Origin of the sequence: Paenibacillus hodogayensis (assembly GCF_039536325.1) — a bacterium.
Taxonomy (GTDB): Bacteria; Bacillota; Bacilli; order Paenibacillales; family NBRC-103111; genus Paenibacillus_AB; species Paenibacillus_AB hodogayensis.
Genome location: NZ_BAAAYO010000008.1, coordinates 579,659 through 601,666 on the forward strand (window position 1 = coordinate 579,659; position 22,008 = coordinate 601,666).

The window sequence follows — 22,008 nt, forward strand, 5'->3', positions numbered from 1 at the left end:
TCCCCCATCTCTTCGTCGCTCTCGCCGTTCGTAACGCATGTCTGACGGCTCTATTCATTATGACGCATCGAGCAAAAAATGCAATGGTTATATGGTACAATGGGACGTGGAGGGATGCGTATGAGACTGGAAGGAAAACGGATCATCTGCTTGATTGACGAGGAATTCGAGGACTTGGAACTGTGGTACCCGATTTACAGAGCCCGCGAAGAAGGGGCGGTCGTGCTGCTGGCCGGCGCGGCAAGCGGCAAGACGTATCACGGCAAATACGGCGTACCGGCCGTGTCCGACATCTCGTTCGACGAGATGGACGCCGCAGCGTGCGACGGCCTGCTCGTTCCGGGCGGCTGGGCGCCGGACAAGCTGCGCCGTTATCCGCAAGTGCTAAAGCTTGTCCGCGAGATGGATGCCTCCGCGAAGCCGATCGGCCAGATTTGCCACGCCGGCTGGGTACTCATCTCGGCGAAAATATTGGCCGGCCGTACCGTCACCTCGACGCCGGGCATTCGCGACGATATGGAAAATGCTGGAGCGGTCTGGCTGGACGAGCCTGTCGTCGTCGACGGCAATCTGATCTCGTCCAGACGTCCGCCGGATCTGCCTCCATACGCCAAGGCGTTTTGCGACGCGGTAGCCGGGAGCTGACGTCCCGCGTATCCGCAAATACAGCGCCAAGAGAGGTCGACTACAACGCGAAAAAAGGTTGGACAGAGGCAGCTTCTCTGTCCAACCTTTTTTGCATCTCATTCGACCCGTCAGCCAAGCTAACGGGCAGGGCAAGCGCATATCCGCCAATACCGATAAGACCCGAAGAGTCTAGCGGTCCCGCTCGCGTTCCGGCGTCCCCGGAACGGACGTTTCCCTGGCCTGCAACAGCCCTTTCATTTCCGCGCTGGTGCGGCAGTCCAGCAGCCGCTCCAGCAGCCGCTTGCCTTCCTCCTCGGAGCTCTCAATCAGCCGGCTTTTGACGTCGAGCAGCGACTGGGCGGCCATGCTCAGATCGTGAACGCCCAGCCCTAGCCAAATCGGCAGCGCGTCCGGGTCGCCGGCCAATTCGCCGCACACACTGACGGATATGCCATGCTTTTGGGCCGCCTCGACCGTCAGCTTGAGCATCCGCAGCACGGCGGGATGGAACGGCTCGTAAAGATGCGATATTTTCTCATTCATCCGGTCCACGGCAAGCACGTACTGCACGAGATCGTTTGTGCCGATGCTGAAAAACTGCACTTCTTGGGCAAGCATATCCGCGATCGCTGCCGCCGCGGGAACCTCGATCATAATGCCGACCGGGATAAGCTCGTCGAACGCGGTCCCCGCGGAACGCAACTCTTGCTTGGCCAGCTCGAGCACGTCCCGGGCTTTGCGGATCTCCTCTACGGACGAAATCATCGGCAGCAGGATGCGGATGCTTCCGTACACGCTCGCCCGCAAAATCGCCTTCAGCTGCGTCTTGAACATGTCCCGCCGATCGATCGAAATGCGGATTCCCCGGTAACCGAGAACAGGGTTCTCTTCTTCGGGCAGCGAGATGTAATCGAGCTGCTTGTCTCCGCCGATATCTAGCGTGCGAATGACGAGCGGCTTGCCTTGCAGCTTCTCCGCCGCCGCCTTGTATACCCCGAACTGCTCCTCTTCCTTCGGCCAAGTCGTCCCGTCCATGTACACCATCTCCGTACGGAACAAGCCGACGCCCTTCGCCCCGCGTTTCAACGTCTGCTCCAGCTCGTGCAGGGAAGCTATGTTGGCCAGCAGTTGAAATTCGCGCCCGTCGCGCGTCACCGCCGGAACGTCAACGATCGACTGCAGCCGCTCGCGCTTCTGCAGCAGCGTCTGCTGCCTCTCGCGATAAGCGGCGCCCGCATCGGCGTCAGGGTTGACGTAGACGTGGCCGCTCTCGCCGTCGACAATCAACCAGTCGCCGGTTTGCACGCCGCCGTCGATCCCGAATACGAACGGAATGCCCATTGCCCGCGCCATAATGGCCGTATGCGACGTTTTGCCGCCGGTGGCGGTGACGATGCCGAGCAGCTTCTCGGAGTCCAGATGGGCCAATTGTGACGGCGTCAGCTCCCGCGCGACAATGATGAACGGCTGGTCCTCCGGCGGCTTCGCCTCTTCGAAGGCGCCGAGCAGATGCTTCAGCAGCCGGGTACCAACATCCTTGATGTCGAGCGCCCGCTCTTTCATATATTCGTCATCGAGCAGGTCGAACATATTGACGAACTTGTCGACCACTTCCTTGACCGCCACCTCGGCCGCCTTGTACTGCCGCTGGATAATGCCGGCCACCTCGTTCATGAATACCGGGTCTTCCAGAATGGCCAGATGGGCATCGAAAATATTCGATTCCTCGACGCCGAGAACTTCGGCGATTTCTTGCTTGATCTGCGTAAGCTCCGTCTTCGATATCCGCACGCCCTCGTGCAGCCGCTCGAACTCGAAAGCCATATCGTTGACGTCGATCGCGTTCTCCGTCATGTCCCATTCCCAATCGGGCAGAACAAACGCCTTGCCGATGGCGATTCCCGAAGCTCCTCCGTTGCCTTTAACCATGCGTTGGGTCACCTCCCGTGAGCTTGGCATCCGGTTCGTCGCCTGGTTCCTTCATAATGACCGACATGACGGACGCCTGGCCTTTCTTCACGTGCTTGAACGGGGCGAACGCCCACAGCTTGACGGTATTCGGATTCGTAATGACCATCGGCGTAGCCAGCGACTTGGCATGTTTCTTGAGCTTCTGCAAGTCGAAACGGATCAGCAGCTGACCGATCTCGACATCGTCGCCCTCTTTGACGACCGCCTGAAACAGCTTGCCCTGCAAATGGGAAGTGTCGATACCGATATGCAGCAGCACCTCGAGTCCTTCCTCCGTCCGCAAGCCGATGGCGTGCATCGTCGGGTAAATATGCACGATCTTGCCAGCTACGGGAGCGAGCAGTTCCCCCCGTTCCGGATAGAAGGCGACTCCATTGCCGACGAGCTTCTGGGCGAATATTGCGTCCGGAACCTCTTCCACCGGGATCATATTGCCCTGCACTGGCGCATGAAAGTGCACCTGTTTGATTTCCTTCTGCATCACCCTGACGATTTCCTCGCGGATAAGCTCCGAGAACGTTCCGAACACCACCTGCACGTTTCCTCCCCCAAGCCGGATGACGCCGGCGGCGCCCAGATGCTTCAGCGCATTGATGTCCATCAGCTTGTCATTGGCCAGCGTCAGCCGAAGCCGCGTAATGCACGCCTCGATCTGGTTGACATTGTTTTTGCCGCCCAACGCCTGGAGAATCAGCGGCGCCCGGTAGCGGACGTCGCCGGCCCATTCCTCCAGCGACGAGCCTTCCTCCCGGCCCGGCGTCGGCAGCTGAAACCGCCGGATCGCCCAGCGGAACAGTACATAATAAATGCCGGCAAACACGAGCCCGATCGGAATCAGCAGCAGCCCGTTTGTCGCCAGATGCTCGTTGATGACGAAGTCGATGGCGCCTGCCGAGAACGAGAAGCCGTGATGAATATTGAGCACGTAAGCGAGCCACATCGCGATGCCCGACAGCAGAGCGTGCACGACGAACAAGTACGGAGCCACGAACAGGAAAGCAAATTCGATCGGCTCGGTGACGCCGGTCAGGAAAGAGGCCAGCGCTGCGGTCAGAAACGTCGCCTTCACCTTCGGTTTCAAATCTTCGCGGGCTTCGTGAATAATGGCGAAAGCGACCGCGGGCAGCGCAAACATCATGATCGGGTAGAGACCGGCCATAAACATGCCCGCGCCGGGATCGCCGGCGAAGAAGCGCGGCAGATCGCCGTATACGACGTGCCCGTCCTCGCGCATGTAAGGCCCGATCTGGAACCAGACCACGTTATTCAAAATATGATGAAGTCCGAACGGCACGAGCAGCCGATAAGCGACCCCGTAGACGAAAGTTCCGATCTCCCCGTGCATTAAAATCCATTGGCCTAACCGGTCCATGACCGATTTGACGGTAGGACCGACCTGGATGACGACTGTCGAAAACATAATCGAGGCAAAGCTCATAAACAGCGGCACAAACCGCGGGCCGCCAAAAAACTGTATGTATTCCGGGAGCCGGATCGACTTGAAACGGTGGTAAGAGAAGGCCGCCAGCAGCCCGATCATGACCCCGCCGGCCACTCCGAGCTCGAAGAAGGTGCCCATATAGGTTTTGGTAAGCGAGAAAAAAATAAAATAACCGAGCAGCGCCGCCATTCCGGCAATGCCTGCATTTTGCGTCAAGCCGAGCGCAACGCCGATCGAGAACAGGAAAGGCAGGTATGTGAAAATGGCCGTGCCCGTATAGCTCATCATTTCGCCGAAACGCTCCATGCCGATCCATTCCCATGGCAAATTGCCGAGAAACAGCAATATCGCCGCAGCCGGCAAAGCAATGGTCGGAATCATAAGCGATCGTCCGAATTGCTGCAAATTGCCCGTCCAGTTCAAGAGTCTCCCCCCCTTCCATCCTTCATCCTAAAGCTTCCTTCCGTTTTTGTCAAAATGAAATCGTCCTATCCGAATGCCGGATAGGACGACGGTATTCAACGAACGTTCCAGTCGGGAAGCTGCGTCTTGTAGCCGGTAAACTGCTGATGCGCCTGGGCAATGGCCTGCTGGTCGGCCGCATTCAGCTTGTACCAGCCTTTCTGAAACATCAGGTCGAACAATTGGAACTGATTTTGATGAACGTCCTGCAAAATCGTGCCGACCGTTTGGCGAAGCTTCGGATTTTGCATTTCGTTCAATCCCGTATTATAACCGGACGTCAAATATTTCTCAACCGATAAAATATCGTTGATCCGGTCTCTATCGCTGAATTCCGGTCCGTTCGGCTGGGCCTCTTGCTGCGATGCGGGCACCGCGATCTGCGTCGCCATATCGAATCCCGTCCTTCCTTATGGAGTTAGCCTTGCAGCTCCGCCAAGATCGTCTCGTAATGAGCCTCGTGACGCTGTCCCATCTGCACGATGGCTTGGCGAATGGCCGCATCCGTGCAAGCATCTGCGGCGTCTTTGCATTTTTTGACCGCCAGCAGTTCCCAGGACAGGAAGTCTTTCAAATAAAGCAGCTCCTTGTCGGAGATCAGATTGCGGTCTGTCGTCGTATTCGTTTGCTGCGCCATCGAAAAAGCCTCCCTTCGTTCTGAATAGAAAGAAGAAGCGGTGCGCAGCATGGCCGCCCGCCGCTTCTTCTCATGCGCTAGTTAAATGCGAAAGGAGTTCATTGCGGAACTGCTGGACATGCCCGGCTGCGAGGAATCCGAGCGCAAGTACTGGTCGTGTCCCGCTTGGTTGCCCCGGTAGTTAGCCGTGTGGTAGGATTGCTGCGGCGCGAACGTATTCGCTTGGTACTGAATTTGTTGTTGTTGTTGATATTGCTGTTGGTTTTGCTGCTGGTTCCATTGCTGGGAGGGGTTCTGCGAATCCGAACGCAAGTAGTTGTCGTGACCCGCCTGGTTGCCGCGGTAGCTCGACGTATGGAATTGGTTGATCGGTTGGAAAGAAGAAGCGCTGCTTCCGTATTGATTGGTCGTGCCGAACGACGAAGCCGAGCTTGCGCCGAATTGCGAAGGACTTTGCGAATCCGAGCGCAAGTAATTGTCGTGGCCCGCTTGGTTACCTTTGTAAGAGGACGTGTGGAAGTTTTGGCCGAACGATTGCGCTTGGCCGTAAGCTTGCTGCTTCTGATCGTACTGCGATTTGACCATGCCTACCGGCTGGTACGCTTTTTGTTGCTGACCGCGGATTTGCGTGCTGCCGGCAATGCCGTAGCCGGACGTTTGACCGAATGAGGAGCCTTGTTGGTTGTTGTACACGAGTGGTGTTCCTCCCACAAAATAAAAAGTCTTCAGTAACGGGTTCGTATTCGTGCGGCGTTCCCATTGCTGAAGCCTCTATTATTGTCTTCGGTTTTTTGTTTTTTATGGCTGGAAGTCGTTACTTGTGCGGCTGCAGTATAGAATCCTCGACTTTGATGCAGCGGTCCATGATCGCTTCGATTCCTTCCGCCTCCACGACGGCTGCAGCCTCTTCGTTGAAGATGCCCTGCTGCAGCCAGAACGCCTTAGGCTTGTGCTTCATCGCGAGCACGGCTTGGGCGACGGAAACGGTCTCCTCGCTCCGGCGGAATACGTTGACGATGTCCACAGGCTCGTCGATGTCGGCAAGAGACGGATAGCTTGTTTCGCCCAATACGGTCTTGACTCCTGGATTGACCGGGATGATCCGGTAGCCCTTCTGCTGCATCGCCTGCGACACCATGTAGGACGTGCGGTCGGGCTTGTCGGACAAACCGACGACCGCGATCGTCCGGGTTTGCTGCAGCAGCTCCTTGATCCGTTCTCTGGAAGGATTTTCAAAAGACATCATCAACGCCTCCGTTCGTTTCGTTAGTTGTAGGACAGCGCTTGTTTGCCAAGGGCGTCCCATGTGGCCAAAAATTGTTCCTTGTTGATCTTCTGCCCCTTTTTGCCGCTGAGCGGATCGTTTACATATACGTTCTGCTCGTCATAGCCCACAAGCAGCACCGCATGCTCCATGAAAGTCGTCTCGATCGGCCCGATCGGCGTGTCCCAGGTCACCCATTTTTTTGGAACGTTATAATCGATCGTAGTCCAGATGACGACCGGGAAGCCTTCGGCGATTTGACGTTCGATGAGATCGAACTCTTTTTGGGTAAGGTCGATCGCCGACGGAATGTTGTCTTTCAGCGTCGGGAAAAGGCCGGAATGGTAAATCCCGAAGCCGCGCGTCTTGCCGGTAACGTCGCCGACATAGCCGGTACTCGGATTGCCCCAATAGGCAATGGCACCGTTCTCCCAGCGAGCCGGGGTCGGGTCCTTGACCATCTCCTTGACCATTTCCATCTTGGTTTTGTTGATGCCGTAATAATTCAGCAGCATCGTCAAGCTTACAATCTCGCAGCCAGGCGGCAGCTCGGGAAGCTGTCTGACGATCGGCGCGTCCAGCATGGCGGATGGCGGCTTCGGCTTGACGACCGGCGGCGGTTTAGCCTCCCCGGCTCCGCCTCCCGCCCCTTCCGCCAATACGACGGAAGAGGCCGGAGATTCGCCTAAAAATTCCTTGCCGGTCATTTTCGCATAGAGCAACACGCTGAACACGCCGCTTGAAAACAGCAGGCCGAGGATGAGAAATATCGTAAACAAATATTTAGCCAGGTTCAGCATCATTAGCATACAACCATCTCATTTGCTTCGTGGTGGATGGAACAAGGCGCTTGTTCAGTCGATCAGCTCGACCTGGGCGCCAATCGATTTCAAATGGTCGAAATAGTGCGGATACGATTTGGCTACATGGTGGGCGTCCTTGATCGTAAGGCCGAGCTTCGAACGGAGACCGACGACGGTAAGCGCCATAATGACCCGATGATCGAAGTGAGCGTCGATCTCGACTCCGCCTTCCACGCCCTCGGGCTTGCCGTGAACGATAATCTCGCTTTGCCGCTCCTCGACGTCCGCACCGGCTTTGCGCAGCTCGTTCAAATAGTCGGTAATGCGGTCGCATTCTTTGTAACGCAAATTTTCCACATTGTAGAAGCGCGAGGTTCCTTCGGCGAATACCGCGGCCGCCACCATGGCCAGCACGGCGTCGGTAAAATGGTCGCCGTCGAATTCCACGGCTTTCAGCTTGCCATTGCCTTTGATATGGACGATGTCGTTGTCGTGAGTCAGCGGCACTTCCATGGCGCGCAGCACATCGATTACGGCGCGCTCGCCCTGCTTACTCTGCTCGGCCAGCCGCAGTACGCGCACATCCGAGCGGGTGACCGCAGCAGCGGCCAGCACCGCGGCGGAGCCGGGATAATCGCCCTGCACGATATATTCTTTCGCTTCATAGCGTTGCCTACCCGGCACGCGATAATGCATCAGATCCGGGCTTGCGTCGATGGTGATGCCGGCTTGCCGGATGACTTCCAGCGTCTGGCCGACGACGACCTTCGACTTCAGATCGTGCAGCACCACAATTTCGCTGTCCTCGTCCAGCAGCGGCGTCATGAACAGCAGCGAGCTCAGAAACTGCGAGCTGACGTTGCCGGACACTTCGATACGCCCTCCCTTGGGCGCTCCGCCGCGGATCGTAATCGGCAGCTTGCCTTCGCGGTGCTCGACCTGCACGTTCATCTGACCAAGAGCGGCGATCAAATCGTCATGCGGCCGTTTGCCCAGCGAGTCGGGGTATGTGTTGACGAAGGTCAAGTCCGTGCAAAATGCCGCTACGGACATCAGGAAGCGCAAAACCGCCCCCGCATTGCCGACATTCAGCTCCCGGATCTGCTTCGGATGGCGACCGAAGCCGCGAATCGTCATCGTGTCGCCTTCCTCGATCAGCTCGGCGCCCAGGTCGCGGATGCAGCGACGCATGGCATCGCTGTCCTCGCTATGGGCCGGGAAGCGGATCGTGCTTGTCCCTTCCGCCAGCGCGGCGACAAGCATGTAGCGGGTCGTATAATTTTTTGAAGAAAGGGCGTTAATTTCGCCTTCCAGAACCGGTGTCTGCTTCACTATCGCTTTCATGGTCGGGCAATCTCTCCTCTGTCTATGCTGCAAGGGTATCGTTATTTCCGGCTTTGCCGTTCGGTTCGCGCCGGTACGCCGATGCAAGATTTATTGTCAGTGTACCATACGGGGCGGCCGTTTGGAATGATTTCGTCAGTCCGCCATCAGCTGTTCAACAATTTCCGCGGCAATCTGCTCCACGGTTTTGTCCGACGTATCGATCCGCACAGGAGCGAAGTCGTAGGCGTGCTTGCGCCGCTCCAGCAGCTCGGGCACGGCTTGCTCGGCATTGCCGCGCAGCAGCGGACGGTTCGGGTCGTTCTGCACCCGCTGCAAAATCGTGCCGATATCGGCCGTCAACGCCACGACCAGCCCATTTGCCAGCATGATTCCGCGGTTTTCCTCGGCCAATACGGCCCCGCCGCCTGTCGCCACGATCTGCCCTTCGCGTCCGTCCAACTCGCGCTTCAACGCTTCCGTCTCCGCCCGGCGAAAATACGGCTCGCCCTTGTCGGCGAACAATTGCGGGATCGTCGCGTTCTCGGCCTCCTCGATCGAGGTGTCCAGATCGACCCGGTTCCATCCGAGCCGCTCCGCCAACGCTGCCGCCACGGTCGATTTGCCGGTGCCCATAAATCCGATCAATACGATATTGCGCACGTTTATCGTTCTCCTCTATCTTTTTCCAAAGCTCTCTTGTCTATCATAACGAATCGGCCCGCGAAAAGGAAAGCCTCCATCGGAAAAATACGAATAAATCCGATACGGAATAGGTATCATGAATAACAGGCCATTTTATACGTTAAAGGAGATGAACATACAGCCGATGCAGCAAGCCGCTTATCCAGTTCCGCCGGAACGCCGGCTCAGGCAGATTTTGAGCCCGAACCATCCGTTGTGCAAGGACGATGTCGTCTGGGTGCTCGAATTCGTCAAAAAAAAGGTGGTTGAGCAAGATCCACGCTTGTTGGATTTGCCGCAACCACGCTTGTTGAAAAATTTTCAGCATTTCGCCGAAGCCGCCACGCTGCTCATGCAGCGCCGACCCGGCGTCAACGAGGCGGACCGTCTGCGTGCCTCCTTGCTGGAGGCCGCGCACGGACTGCTAACCGATCCCGCCGCGCCGGAACGGCCCCGTTCCTCTTAGGCGACTAGCAAGGACTTAGTCCATCCAGTGGAAATGGAATGTGCCCTCTTTATCTACCCGTTGGAACGTATGCGCGCCGAAGTAATCCCGCTGCGCTTGAAGCAGATTGGCCGGAAGCCGCTCGGACCGGTAGCTGTCGTAATACGCCAGCGCCGACGCGAAGCAAGGCGCCGGAATCCCCCTCGCCACGGCAACGGAGACGACTTGTCTCCATGCATCCTGATAAGACTCCACGACTTCTTTGAAGTACGGATCGAGCAGCAAGTTGCGCAAGCCCGGCTCGCGATCGTAAGCGTCCTTGATGTTTTGCAGGAAGCCGGCGCGGATGATGCAGCCGCCGCGGAAAATCATCGCGATATTGCCGTAGTTGAGGTTCCAGTTGTATTCGTCGGACGCTGCGCGCATTTGCGCGAATCCTTGGGCGTACGAGCAAATTTTGCTCGCGTACAGCGCTTTGCGCACGGCTTCCACGAAAGCGGCCTTGTCCGGCGCTGCAGGTACGTTCTGCGGGCCTTTCAGCAGCTTGCTGGCTTGTACGCGCTCGTCCTTGATCGCGGACAGCATGCGGGCAAATACCGATTCGGTAATGATCGACAGCGGCACGCCGAGATCGAGGGCGCTTTGGCTTGTCCATTTGCCGGTGCCCTTCTGGCCGGCTTTGTCGAGGATGACATCTACCATCGGCTTGCCCGTATCCGGGTCGGTTTTGGTGAAAATATCGGCGGTAATCTCGATCAAGTAGCTGTCCAACTCGCCCTTGTTCCATTCCGCGAATATTTCATGAAGCTCCTGCGTGTTCAAGCCCAGTACGTCTCTCAGCAGCTGGTATGCTTCGCAAATCAGCTGCATGTCTCCGTACTCGATGCCGTTATGCACCATCTTGACGTAGTGGCCGGCACCGTCCGGACCGATATACGTGCAGCACGGATCGCCGTTCACTTTGGCGGAAATGCTCGTCAGGATCGGCTCTACCAGCTTGTACGCGTCCTCTTGGCCGCCCGGCATAATGGCAGGGCCTTTCAGCGCGCCTTCTTCGCCGCCGGATACGCCCGTTCCGATAAAGCGGATGCCGCGGCCTTCCAGATCCTTGTTGCGGCGCTGCGTGTCCGGGAAGTAGGCGTTGCCGCCGTCGATCAGAATATCGCCTTCTTCAAGCAGCGGCACCAATTGGTTGATGGTGTCGTCGGTCGGCTTGCCGGCCATGACCATAAGCAGTATTTTGCGCGGACGCTCCAGCGATTGTACGAATTCCTCAGGCGAGTAAGTAGGAACCAGGTTTTTGCCCTTGGCTTCATTCGCGATCAGATCGTCCGTTTTTTCGCGGGAACGGTTGTACACCGATACGGTAAAGCCGCGGCTTTCGATATTGAGCGCCAGATTTTTGCCCATGACGGCCAGACCTACGACTCCGATTTGCTGTTTCGACATGAATTGCTTACCACCCTTATCCGAAAGTATGTAATGCATGATTCTATACGAGCACTTTCTTTATTCTATCCCATTTTCATCAAATTGTCATAGCCCCAAATCCGCCGTCCACCCGAAGCAGCGATCCGGTCACGAATCCGGACGCCTTGTCCGAGGCCAAATAGACCGCCGCGCCTTGCAATTCGTGAGCTTCCCCGAACCGGTTCATCGGCGTATGCGTCATAATCGAAGCGGTGCGCTCCGGCGACAAAATTTTACGGTTTTGCTCGGCCGGGAAGAAGCCCGGTATAATGGCGTTGACACGGACGCGGCTCGGTGCGAACTCGCGTGCGAGGTTTTTGGTCAAGTTGTTGACCGCGGCCTTGGAAGCCGAATACGTGAACACTTTGGACAACGGAGGCTCGGACGATACCGACGAAATGTTGATAATGCTGCCGCCTTCGCCGCTATCCACCATATGCTTGCCGAACACCTGACAAGCGAGCACGACGCCCTTCAGGTTGACGTCCATAATGGAGTCCCACTCCTCCATCGTGATGTCAAAAAACGGCGTCGGGCTGTTTTTGCCCGGACAGTTCATCAGCACGTCCACCCGTCCGGTCCAGTCCAGCACCTCGGCCAGCACGCGGCGCAGGTCGTCGGCGTTCGTCGCATCCGCGCTGAAGCTCTTGGCTTTGGCTCCCGTCTCCTCGATCTGCTTGACCACCTGCTCGCATTTCTCCATATTGCGTCCCACGATGGCGACATCCGCGCCGTGTCCGCCGAGAGCGACGGCCATGGAGCCGCCCAGCGTGCTGTTGCCGCCGATAATTACCGCTGTTTTGCCGGTCAAATCGAATAAATTCATCATGCCACATTCCCTTCGGATTTGTTTATGAATGCCGTTTCTGAAAAGCCGCGATGGCGTCGAACTGCTCTTTCAGCTGATAATAGACTTGGGTGTAAATCGTCGTAAGCTCCCGGTAAACCGCATGGTTGACGGCATCCGGCTCGTGGCGTACGGTCGATCGCACCCAGTCGTGAATCGAGGAGAAATCGCGGATTTCCCCGAGCGCCAGCAAGCCGAGCTGCGCCGCGCCCAGACCGGAGCTTTCGATCGAGTCCGGCACGGTAACGGGCGTCCCCAGCGTATCGGCCATAATTTGTCGCCAGAACGGCGAGCGGGCAAAGCCGCCCGAGGCGCGAATTTCCTTCGTGCGCCCGCCCAACTCCTCCAACGCCAGCGCGACCGAATGAATCCGGTATACGACCCCTTCCAGCACGGAGCGAATCATATGCTTCTTGTCATGGAACAGCGACAGGCCGAAGAACACGCCGCGCGCGTTGGCGTTCCAGTAAGGGGCCCGCTCCCCGGCGAGCAGCGGCAGGAAAATAAGCCCGTCCGAGCCCGCGGTTACCTGCGAAGCGAGCTCCGTCAAGTAATCGTAAGGATCGAGACCGCGCTTGCGGCCTTCTTCGGCCTCCTGCGTCGCCAATTGGTCGCGCACCCAGCGGAACATGATGCCGCCGTTGTTGATGGCTCCCCCGACGACCCAGAAGTCTTCCTTGAGCGCATAGCAGAACAGCCGGCCCTGAGGATCGGTCAAAGGCTCGTTGACCGTGCCGCGAACGGCTCCGCTTGTGCCGATGGTGACCGCATAGACGCCCTGCTCGAACGCTCCCCCCCCGAGGTTGGCCAGCACGCCGTCGGAAGCTCCGACGACGAACGGGGTATCCGACGGCAGCCCGAGGTCCGTGGCGTAGGGAGACAGCAGCCCTTGCATAATACGCGTAGTCGGGACCGGTTCGGACAGCTGCTCCTTCGATACGCCGGCAACGCCGAGCGCTTCCTCATCCCAGTCGAGACGGCGCAGATTGAACAAGCCGGTGGCGCTCGCCAGCGAATAGTCGATAACGCATTGGCCGAACAGCTTGGCGAAGACAAATTCCTTGATGCCGATGAATTTGTAGGTGCGGGCGACAAGCTCCGGCTCGTAGCGGTTCAGCCACATCAGCTTGAGCAGCGGGGACATCGGATGAATCGGCGTCCCCGTATTGCGGTAGATGCCGAGGCCGTTCCGTTCCTCCTTGAGCGGCTTCACGAATTCGACGCTGCGGTTGTCCGCCCACGTAATGCAAGGCGTCAGCGGGTTAAAATCGCGGTCGACCGCGATCAGGCTGTGCATCGCCGAGCTGAACGAGACGCACAGCACCTCGGAGCCGAGAATGCCGGCTTTGGCGACCACGTCGCGGATGCCGCGGACGACGGCCGCGAATATTTCCTGCGGATCTTGCTCCGCTCTATCCGGCGTAGGGGTATAGAGCGGATATTCGATAGAATGGGAAGCGACGACGCGGCCTTCGCGGTCGATCACGAGCGTCTTGGTGCTCGTCGTCCCGAGGTCGGCGGCGATAACGTATCGCTTGCTGGCTGTATCGGTCATTTCGGCAAATACCCCTCATCGTCGAACTGCAAATCATAAGGCTCCGTCAAAACTTCGATATCCGGGTGACGCCGCGCCTCTTCCAGCAGGTTGACGGAAATTTCGATCTCGCCGAGATGCAGCGTGTCGCGAATGCGGACGAGCTTGCATGTCGTGTAATCGAGGATGTTGCACGTTTTGACCGCCGCCTTGATCGCATACAGGTCGTTCTCCAGCGTCGTCGCCTGCTTCGTGGGCGCACAAACGGTGGAGGTGAGGCCATTGGCGTAAGTTGCCGGCCAATCCGTCTTGTCGGCGAGCCGCTGCGTCGTGAAATCGGCCGTGCCGACGCCGTTGGCGTTGCCTTTCGTTTCCGGAGTCAGGTCGAGCACCAGCATCTTGGATACGTCCGGCCCGCCGTGGGCGTAAGGCGTCGGATACCGTCCGGTAACGTTCGGGTCCATGCCGTCGCCGCTGATGTTTTTACCGATATAATCGATCACGAGCACGTCGATCTGCTCGAACAAAATTTTCGGCAGACGGGATTTCGCTTCCAGCAGCAGCTGCTCCTCCCTAGCCTCGATGTCGGCTGCCGGAAGCACCTCGACGCGGCACGTTTCATCGTAGGCGTTCTCGACGAGCGCCACTCCAAACAGGATCGGCAGCTTGTTCAGCATCAGGTTAGCCATCGCCGGCACGTTCTCGGCCATATATTTGAAGCCCAGCTGGTGACAAGCCTCAGCGCCCTTCTGCTTGCCGAGCCCGATGGCGATCATCTTCATGATGCCGCTTTCGATCCGGCCGCGGAACGCCGTATGCGGCTTGACGCGGTTGATGACGACGATCGCGTCCGCTTCGTAAGCGTATTTATCTACATAAACGGGGAGGCCGCTGGCCATTTCGTCGATCTTGACCACTTCCATCGACGAAAGGATCGGGGCGCCCATCGCTTCCTCGGTGACGCCGAGATGGTGCAGCACGTCCCGCTGCCCTTCGGCGGTTGCGCCTCCGTGGCTGCCCATGCAAGGGACGATGAACGGTTCCGCTCCGGCTTCCCGGATCGCGTCGATCGTGGTGCGGGTGAACTCGGCGATATGGGCGACGCCGCGGCTGCCGACGGCGACCGCTACGCGCTGCCCTTTCTTCACCGTATCGATTGCACCGGGCTTCTTCAGCTCCTCGCGAAGCGCGCCGATGTAATCCTCCACCGTAGCGTTGTCAAACTTTTGCCGAATCCGCACCATCTGCGGAATCGGAATATCGTCCAGCAAAGTCCGTAATATGCTCATGCTTGCCCCAGACCTCCTCAAAAATCGTTGTTACTCTTGCTTGTGCAGGGTACCCACCGAATCCCGGATCAGCAGCTCCGTGTCCACGAACAACGTTTCCTTATGCGGAAAACCGCGCTCGATGACCGCAAGCAGCTTCTCGGCTCCGATGCGGCTGATCGTCTCGACCGGACGTTTCACCGTCGTCAGCGCAGGGGACAAAAACGCCGAAAATACGTCGTCGTCAAAGCCCGCAACCGATATATCGCCGGGAACGGTCAGCCCGCTCTGGAAAATCGCCTTCATCGCGCCGACCGCCATCTCGTCGCTTGAGCAGAACACGGCCGTCGGCAGAGGCTTCAGCTGCAGCAGACGCTGCATCGCCGCATAGCCGCCCTCGAGCGTATAACCCCCGATGGCATGCAGCGTTTCGTCGGTCGGAATGCAATGCTCGCTCAGCGCTTGCAAATAGCCGCCCTTGCGCGCCTGCGACGATTTGAACGACTGCTTGCCCTCGATAAGGGCGATCCGGCTGTGCCCCTGGCGTATCATATGGCTGACGACGCGGTACACGCCCGCTTTGTCGTCGGCCAGCACGTTGACGGGTGAAAGCTGCTCGTTGTTGCGATTCAGCACGACGAGCGGGATGCTCTTGTCCGCCACATAGCGGATGAACGACTCGTCCCCGTCGCTCTGGCTCATGACGATAATACCGTCGAACGTCTTGCGGGTCACCGCCGCGTAATTGCCGTCGTAATCGTCGATCCCGTTCACGATCAGATGATACTTCGTGTTGACCACGCTGTGAACGCCTTTGACCGTCTCGTGAAAAAAGCTGGAGGACGTCCCTTTCGACAACGTCGAAAAAAACAGCCCGATATGGTACGATCGGGCCAGCACCAGGCTTCTTGCGCTGTAATTCGGAGAATAATCGAGACGCTCGGCTATGGCCCGGATTTTCCGTTTCGTGTCTTCGTGAATGAGCGGACTGTCATTGAGCGCCCTCGATACGGTCGTGTGCGACACGCCCGCCATTCGGGCAATATCTTTGATCGTTACGGACATCCTACCACCTCTTGTCGCCTTGATCATAGCATACAATGCACACGTTAACAAGATGTAATGCGGAAGGCATGCCCGCGTTCGTCCGCGCTGTCCGGAGCTTATGAGCGATTGTGCGGAAACCCGTGCTCTGTATGCGAAAACGACCGTCTCTCGCCCGGAGGCCAAGAAACGGTCGTTATGTCAGAATGGTCCGTCCTTTATTCATTTCACATCTCCAACTGCAGCATCTCGCTGCGCATATCCTTCAACCGCTGCACGCATTGCGCCGATTTCGCTTCATCCCCGGTCTGCAGTGCGTCGTGCAGGGTGGCCAACTCGTAGTCCAGCTCCAGCCGGAGTACCGCCGTCCGTTCCTCGGCGCGCTTCGATTTGAAGGCCTGAACCATCTCATCCAACGTTACGACAGGCTCCTTTTGGAATAGCACCTTATGCTCGACCCCCGATATCTCCACCATGCGGATTATTTCCCCGAACATGATGTTCTCGATAACGATTTGACGTTCGCGAAACCGCTTAACAATGGCATGACCGCGCGTATCCCCTATCATCTTCTCCATTAGCTCGGCCAGCTTCTCGTCCTTGAAGGAATAATCGCCGACAATTTTGTAACGATCCCCGATACGCTGGAATTTGAGCTTGATCAGCTTACGGCCGGTACGGATCGATATGACGAACTGCTGCTCGTTCTCGTTCCAATACAAGGAGTAGCCTTCTTGAATGAGCGACTTGATGAAGTTGCGGATTTGCCGCCGGTCAAACCGCAACTCCAGGTTGCAATATTCCACTTCATAGCTTTTGTTCACGGCAATCCCCTCCTTGATACAGTAAGCGTTATTGTCGTTGCCACGTTTCATGCTGCGGCGTCCGATGCATTCCGTTGCTCCCTCGCCTTATACGAGCCTGGCCGAAGCGACTGCCAGTCCGTTTTCGGACGTTTGCCGGATTTTTTTGACAGAATGTTCAGACAACTCTTTCGCTTACTCCTATCTTATTATGGATCATATGATTTAGCAACTTGGTTTATTGATTATTTTTAAAGACGATTGCGAAAAAAAACCAATGGAGGGCAGCGATTCGCCCTTCCAAGCTTTCCGACCGGCAGCCGACGACAGCGCCCTCCGGACCGCCAAGTCTTATCCTTGCCGGCTTCTCCTCTGCCGCTCGCCGAAAGGACGACAAAAAAACGCCCAAGACGGATCTCTTGGGCGAATGCGGTATGGGGAAGCTGCCCGAAGCGTTTAGCGCGGGAACGGGTCTTGCGGCGTTCCCGTCGATTCCTTCGGATACGATTTCCAGCCGGTGCTGGACACGTTCCATTGCTTATCGTACGATTGCCAGAAGCGGATGTTGTATTGGATAAACCATTTGTCCATCCCTTTGGCCAGCACGGTATATTCGTTCTCCCCGGCAAGCGGGCTGATCGTGTACCCGGTCTCGTTCACGCCGAAGTATGAGTTCAGCGCCTTGAGCTTGTCCTCGCTAACGGTGCCTTCCTCGACGATCACGTATTTGCGCTTGTCGCCCTTCACCTCATCGCCCCAATAAGGCCGGACCAGGTCGAGATGAACGTACATCTCTCCGGTGAGCTTCTCCTTGGAAAGCTTCGGGTTGCCCATGTCAAGCGGAATTTTGTCGATATCCTTCCAGCGCAAATAAGTGTCGCCCTTATACAGATTGACCAGCGTCGGGTACGCGACGTCTTCGTACGTAAATTCATAGGCAATCGGCGTGTCGAGCGTAATTTCCTCCTCTACTTTGACCACCGGAGGGACGATCGGAGCGTTATTTCCTTTCGTTCCCGTTCCGCCGCTGCCGCCTGTTGACGGAAGGGGCGTTTCCGGTTCGGGCTGGGCTTGCGGAACGACCGGCATGGCCAGCTTGATTTTTTTGGCGCTTTCGTCCCAGCTTACGACCGCTCCGAGCAGTTCCCCGATCGTTTTGAACGGCAAATAGCTGCTGCCTTCGTAAATAAGCGGCGTCGCATCCTTGACCGCCTTCCCGTTGACCTCCACCTTGAAATCGGGCCGCAGGTAGGCCTCTACCTTCTCCAGCGTGTCCTTGGCATATACGCCGCTCGTAAAGACGACACCCATCGCAATCGTCAGCCCTATCGTCTTGCGCAGACGGGCCTTATTCGCCATGTTCCGCTCTCTCCCATCGTGAATGAGTATGGATCTCTTTTCCAGCATTTATTATACCTTACCTGCGCCGGACCGGCCACTGCCGATACGTCCGGAAGATGTTACGACCATTTGCGCCCGCCGCCCGATTCCTGTAGTCTAAAGCGTAGAGGAACAAAACCAAGACGATAGAGCATGAAGGAAGTGAGCGCCGATGTCTTTTGCAGGCTTTTTGGAAAACGATTTTGACGTGTTTCATATCGACGGACTCGAGTCGCGGATGGAAGGCATCCGGACTCAAATCCAGCCGAAATTCAAGAAGATCGGCGAAGCGATTTTGAACGATACCTCTTTGCTGGCCGGACACGAGATGTTCGTACATATTGCACAGCATGCCCGCAGAAAAGTAAACGCCCCTGTGGATACGTGGATGGCCTTCTGCGAAAATAAACGCGGTTACAAGCAATACCCGCATTTTCAAATCGGCCTGTTCGACGATCGCGTGTTCGTCTGGCTGGCGCTAATTTACGAGCTGCCAAGCAAGCGGAAAATCGCCGAGACGTATTTGGAGCACCTGCCGGATCTGCTCCGCCATATTCCCGATCATTTCGAAATTTCCCCGGACCATATGAAAAAAGATTCGTTCCGCGTAAGCGATCTCGGCGAGCAAGGGGTACGCGATCTGCTGGAGCGGTTCCGCGACGTCAATAAAGCGGAGCTGCTGATCGGCAGAACATTTGCGAGAACGGACCCGCAAGTTCATCGTGCGGCATTTCTGGATACGGTAAAGGATACGTTCTCCACCCTTGCGCCGCTGTACGGCATGGCCCGGTCATAACGATCGGCAGTTTCCAAAACCGCCTGTCATGGCGGTTTTTTTGTATACGCAAAACAGCCCGCCATCGGCGGACTGCTGCGCACCTTCCATTCTCCCTACCCTTCCTCCTTGACCTCCAGCATTCGGACGATCCACGCCGCCGCTTCCGCACGGGTCGAAAGCGCCGATGGAGCGAACGTCCCGGCGGTCTTGCCGCCTACAACGATAATCCCCATCTTCTCGATGCTCGATACCGCTTCTCTCGCCCACTCGGGAATGGAAGCATCGTCCGTATAGCCGGTCTTGACGATACCGGCGGGGGCCAGGCCGGACGCGTGGAACACCGCGGCCGCCATCTCGGCATGCGTAATGTTCGCTCCGGGCCGGAACGTACCGTCCGGGTAGCCGCTCACGATGCCAAGCTGCAATGCCTGCGAGACCGAGCTTTGCGCCCATATGCCGATCTCGTCCTTGTCGCTGAACGCCGTTTCCGCCGCCGGCACATCAGGCTTCAACCCGTTCATCAGCATAACGACGAACTCGGCGCGCGTGACGCTGCCGTCCGGCCGGAAGGTGAAGTCCGGATAGCCGTTCACGATATGGCGGTCGTAAGCCGTCATGATATCCCCGCTCGCCCAATGGCCGCCGATATCGGAGAAAATGTCGGGTGCGGGCGCTGCCGTTCCCGGCAGTACGGTAATTTTGCTTACAGCGATGAAGCCTCCGTCGGCGGTCGTTACCCTGACGACAGCCGTTCCGGGCGCTTTGCCCGTTACTTGGCCCGATTCGTTCACTTGGGCGACGGCGAGGTTGCTGCTGCTCCAGGTTACCTGCCGATTGGTAGCGTCGGCAGGCGTAACGGCGGCTTTCAGCCGGGCGCTTTTCCCTGCCTGAAGGGACAGCTCGGCCGGACTCACGGTTACGCTGTCCACCACGATCGCTCCGGGAAAATTGGATACCGTGACTTCGCATGAAGCGCTCTTTCCCCCATCCTCCGTCTTGGCGGTTATGGTAGCCTTGCCGGCCGAGACGGCGCTTACCCTGCCCGTGCTGTCAACGGCGGCAATCCCGCTATTGCTGCTGCTCCAGATCACTTTCCTGTTGGAGGCATTGACCGGAGTCAGAACGGCCGATAAGCTTTCGCTTGCTCCGATTTGCAGCGCAGTGGAAGACTTGTTCAACGAAATGCCGGTGACCTTGACGCGGAACGCATACAGGGTGAGAACCGTCTTCATCATTCCGATCGCATACACCGTACCGTCGTTTCCTACGGCCGGGGCGATAATCTGATCCGGGGTACTGATGCCGTACCTCCACTGAAGACTGCCGTCCGTCAGATTCAAGGCTTGCACCATGCCGTCCGCCGTAAGGAAATGAATCGTATCGTTTGGACCGATCGCGGTCGACGTAATCGCTTTTGAGAAGACGGTCTTCCATTTCAAGCCGTTATCCGGACGAATGGCATATACCGTCTGATCCGAAGCCCCGGCATATATCGTGCCGTCGGCTCCGACGATCGGGGAGAACGGGGTGCCCCCCAGGTCATGTTCCCACTCCTTCTTCCCGCTCGGGCTGATCGCGTACAGCTTGCGGTCGGCCGCCCCGACATAGATCATGCCGTTCAAACCGACAGCCGGCACCGTATTGACGACCCCTCCCGCCTGATAGGTCCACTTGATGCTCCCATTCGGCTTCACGGCGTAAAGGGTATCGCTGCCGTTGCCGACGTAGATCGTGCCGTCTTGGCCGATGGCCATGTAAGCCGTCGTAACAATCCCCAGCTCGGATGCCCATTTCTCCGAACCGTCGCTTGGATGAAGCGCATGAAGCGTTCCGTCCGAGACGGCGACGTACACTGTGCCATCCTCTCCGAATACGGGCCGGGAGCTTACGGGACCTAACGGAACCGACCATTTCTTCGTACCGTCGGGATTGACCGCGATGAGGGTCCCTTCGTTGTATTTGACGACCCCCGTTCCTACATAAACGACGCCGTCCGGCCCCACCGCAGGAGCGGTGAGCAGCGGATAATCGGGGATTTTGTACTCCCATTGCCGCTCGCCCCCGCTCGTCACGGCGGACAGGGAGCCTACCAGCGTCACGATCGCATAGTAATTGAACCCCAGATAGACCGTACCGTCCGGCCCGACTGCGGGAGGCTCATCCGCTATGATGAAATCCCTGGTCGGATAAAACCAGACCGAACTGACGTTTCCCGCGTTTGTCGTCGGAGAAGCCGGCTGGACGATATCGATTTTCGGGAGGTTCGGCACGGGCGTCACCGTAGTCGAACCATCCAAGGCCAGCGCGGCAGACGGTCCGAATAGGCAAGAGAAAAGCATCGTCCCGATTACAAGTCGCGCAATCCGCTTTTTGATCACAATAAAGCCACCGCTCCCTTTACAAATTTGCCGATATATCGACAGCAATCCGAGCCTGCCCGTAATCCTTTCATTGCAACAGTAACATATTGGAAACCGAGGCGAAATGCTCCTAAAGGAGGAGAAGAAACAGATTCGCATGATTCTCCAAAGTTTGGCACAAGCTAACGGGGAATTCAGACGACGAAAGGAAAGGTGATGTCCATGAACGCCCGCATTACGCTCAAACGATTCGCTTTGGGCGCCTTTGTCCTCGGCCTGTCGGGGACTATCGCGTTTTCCGCGCACGGTCGGCTCGCCCAAGCATCCGCTTTCGATCCGGCAGCGCCGGAAACAAGGCAGGAGTCCGAAGGAACGAAACATTCCCCAGAGGGGAAACATCCGCACAAACGTTTCTTTTTGTTCGAGGACGCGGCGTCCATCATCGGTATTGATCAGACCGAGCTGAAAAAACAGCTCGAAGGCGGTCAAAGCCTCGCGCAAATCGCCAAAGCCAAAGGCATTGCCGAGGAGGATTTGATCAACCGGCTGCTCGCCATCCGGCTGCAAAAGATCGACGAGGCGGTTAAATCGGGCCAATTGCCGCAGGAAAGAGCCGACCACATCAAGGAAAAGCTGCCCGCCCATCTGAAAATGCTCGTAAACAAGACCGACTGGAAAGAATGGCGCAAGGAGCATGGCGCCAAAGAGGAGGAGAAGGGCGAGAAAGGCAAGGCAGGCGAGAAAAACATGAAAGACAAGAAAGACAAGAAAGACAAGGAAGGCAAGGAGCATCACTCCAAAAAGGCTAAGGAAACGCAGGCCGACAACGAGGAGCTTCCATTCTAACCTTCCTAACCTTCCCTGCCG

Annotated in this window: 21 protein-coding genes; 4 read left to right on the forward strand and 17 right to left on the reverse strand. The window is 57.3% G+C overall.

Translation table 11 applies throughout. The features are described 5' to 3' along the window. The first annotated feature begins 120 nt into the window (after nucleotides 1-120). Nucleotides 121-645, forward strand: a complete 525-nt coding sequence (locus tag ABD796_RS18305) for a type 1 glutamine amidotransferase domain-containing protein (protein WP_344910170.1) — start codon at nucleotides 121-123, stop codon at nucleotides 643-645. A 171-nt stretch (nucleotides 646-816) separates the two neighbouring features. Here ABD796_RS18305 and ptsP read toward each other — a convergent pair whose 3' ends face one another. The 9 genes from ptsP to ABD796_RS18350 form a co-directional block, all read right to left on the reverse strand. Continuing rightward, the gene (gene ptsP / locus ABD796_RS18310) at nucleotides 817-2,556 is read right to left on the reverse strand and encodes a phosphoenolpyruvate--protein phosphotransferase (protein ID WP_344910172.1); all 1,740 of its coding nucleotides are present in this window, start codon (nucleotides 2,554-2,556) and stop codon (nucleotides 817-819) included. Continuing rightward, nucleotides 2,549-4,462 (reverse strand): glucose PTS transporter subunit IIA, encoded by a 1,914-nt coding sequence (locus ABD796_RS18315; protein ID WP_344910174.1) that lies wholly within the window; start codon nucleotides 4,460-4,462, stop codon nucleotides 2,549-2,551. Before ABD796_RS18315 ends, ptsP begins: the two co-directional genes overlap by 8 nt. Before the next feature lie 95 nt (nucleotides 4,463-4,557). Beyond that, complete coding sequence (locus ABD796_RS18320) at nucleotides 4,558-4,893, reverse strand: spore coat protein (protein WP_344910176.1); 336 nt, start codon at nucleotides 4,891-4,893, stop codon at nucleotides 4,558-4,560. A gap of 26 nt (nucleotides 4,894-4,919) precedes the next feature. Beyond that, on the reverse strand, nucleotides 4,920-5,138 hold the full coding sequence (locus ABD796_RS18325) for a hypothetical protein (protein WP_344910178.1): 219 nt from the start codon (nucleotides 5,136-5,138) through the stop codon (nucleotides 4,920-4,922). 81 nt (nucleotides 5,139-5,219) lie between these two features. Further along, entirely contained in the window at nucleotides 5,220-5,831 is a 612-nt protein-coding gene (locus ABD796_RS18330; RefSeq protein ID WP_344910180.1) for a hypothetical protein, read from the reverse strand. Nucleotides 5,832-5,952: 121 nt separating this feature from the next. Beyond that, nucleotides 5,953-6,381: a CoA-binding protein gene (locus ABD796_RS18335; RefSeq protein ID WP_344910325.1), complete on the reverse strand. Its 429-nt coding sequence runs from the start codon at nucleotides 6,379-6,381 to the stop codon at nucleotides 5,953-5,955. 23 nt (nucleotides 6,382-6,404) lie between these two features. Further along, nucleotides 6,405-7,211, reverse strand: a complete 807-nt coding sequence (locus tag ABD796_RS18340) for a C39 family peptidase (protein WP_344910182.1) — start codon at nucleotides 7,209-7,211, stop codon at nucleotides 6,405-6,407. Nucleotides 7,212-7,256: 45 nt separating this feature from the next. Continuing rightward, complete coding sequence (gene aroA, locus ABD796_RS18345) at nucleotides 7,257-8,549, reverse strand: 3-phosphoshikimate 1-carboxyvinyltransferase (protein WP_344910184.1); 1,293 nt, start codon at nucleotides 8,547-8,549, stop codon at nucleotides 7,257-7,259. A gap of 135 nt (nucleotides 8,550-8,684) precedes the next feature. Beyond that, nucleotides 8,685-9,191, reverse strand: a complete 507-nt coding sequence (locus ABD796_RS18350) for a shikimate kinase (protein WP_344910187.1) — start codon at nucleotides 9,189-9,191, stop codon at nucleotides 8,685-8,687. A 118-nt stretch (nucleotides 9,192-9,309) separates the two neighbouring features. On the opposite strand from ABD796_RS18350, the gene ABD796_RS18355 reads away from it, so the two are divergent. Beyond that, nucleotides 9,310-9,678 carry a hypothetical protein gene (locus ABD796_RS18355; protein ID WP_344910189.1) on the forward strand — a complete coding sequence of 123 codons (369 nt, stop codon included), beginning with the start codon at nucleotides 9,310-9,312 and terminating at the stop codon, nucleotides 9,676-9,678. A gap of 15 nt (nucleotides 9,679-9,693) precedes the next feature. Here the strand turns inward: ABD796_RS18355 and gndA are convergent, their stop codons facing one another. The 7 genes from gndA to ABD796_RS18390 all read right to left on the reverse strand — a co-directional run bounded on the left by gndA (nucleotide 9,694) and on the right by ABD796_RS18390 (nucleotide 17,982). Continuing rightward, complete coding sequence (gene gndA, locus ABD796_RS18360; RefSeq protein WP_344910191.1) at nucleotides 9,694-11,106, reverse strand: NADP-dependent phosphogluconate dehydrogenase; 1,413 nt, start codon at nucleotides 11,104-11,106, stop codon at nucleotides 9,694-9,696. 79 nt (nucleotides 11,107-11,185) lie between these two features. Continuing rightward, nucleotides 11,186-11,953 (reverse strand): SDR family oxidoreductase, encoded by a 768-nt coding sequence (locus tag ABD796_RS18365; RefSeq protein WP_344910327.1) that lies wholly within the window; start codon nucleotides 11,951-11,953, stop codon nucleotides 11,186-11,188. A gap of 25 nt (nucleotides 11,954-11,978) precedes the next feature. Continuing rightward, nucleotides 11,979-13,529, reverse strand: coding sequence for a gluconokinase (gene gntK, locus ABD796_RS18370; protein ID WP_344910193.1), 1,551 nt, complete (start codon nucleotides 13,527-13,529; stop codon nucleotides 11,979-11,981). Further along, entirely contained in the window at nucleotides 13,526-14,797 is a 1,272-nt protein-coding gene (locus ABD796_RS18375) for a nickel pincer cofactor-dependent isomerase, group 22 (RefSeq protein ID WP_344910196.1), read from the reverse strand. Before ABD796_RS18375 ends, gntK begins: the two co-directional genes overlap by 4 nt. Before the next feature lie 30 nt (nucleotides 14,798-14,827). Continuing rightward, nucleotides 14,828-15,841 carry a LacI family DNA-binding transcriptional regulator gene (locus ABD796_RS18380; protein WP_344910198.1) on the reverse strand — a complete coding sequence of 338 codons (1,014 nt, stop codon included), beginning with the start codon at nucleotides 15,839-15,841 and terminating at the stop codon, nucleotides 14,828-14,830. 206 nt (nucleotides 15,842-16,047) lie between these two features. After that, complete coding sequence (locus ABD796_RS18385) at nucleotides 16,048-16,644, reverse strand: hypothetical protein (protein ID WP_344910200.1); 597 nt, start codon at nucleotides 16,642-16,644, stop codon at nucleotides 16,048-16,050. A 435-nt stretch (nucleotides 16,645-17,079) separates the two neighbouring features. Beyond that, complete coding sequence (locus tag ABD796_RS18390) at nucleotides 17,080-17,982, reverse strand: stalk domain-containing protein (RefSeq protein WP_344910203.1); 903 nt, start codon at nucleotides 17,980-17,982, stop codon at nucleotides 17,080-17,082. A gap of 193 nt (nucleotides 17,983-18,175) precedes the next feature. Here ABD796_RS18390 and ABD796_RS18395 point away from each other — a divergent pair, with 193 nt between their 5' ends. Next, nucleotides 18,176-18,799 carry a DUF1054 domain-containing protein gene (locus ABD796_RS18395; protein ID WP_344910205.1) on the forward strand — a complete coding sequence of 208 codons (624 nt, stop codon included), beginning with the start codon at nucleotides 18,176-18,178 and terminating at the stop codon, nucleotides 18,797-18,799. Nucleotides 18,800-18,894: 95 nt separating this feature from the next. Here ABD796_RS18395 and ABD796_RS18400 read toward each other — a convergent pair whose 3' ends face one another. Then, complete coding sequence (locus ABD796_RS18400) at nucleotides 18,895-21,159, reverse strand: S-layer homology domain-containing protein (protein WP_344910207.1); 2,265 nt, start codon at nucleotides 21,157-21,159, stop codon at nucleotides 18,895-18,897. A gap of 204 nt (nucleotides 21,160-21,363) precedes the next feature. Between ABD796_RS18400 and ABD796_RS18405 the strand changes: the two genes are divergently transcribed. Continuing rightward, complete coding sequence (locus ABD796_RS18405) at nucleotides 21,364-21,987, forward strand: hypothetical protein (protein ID WP_344910209.1); 624 nt, start codon at nucleotides 21,364-21,366, stop codon at nucleotides 21,985-21,987. The last annotated feature ends 21 nt before the right edge of the window (nucleotides 21,988-22,008 follow it).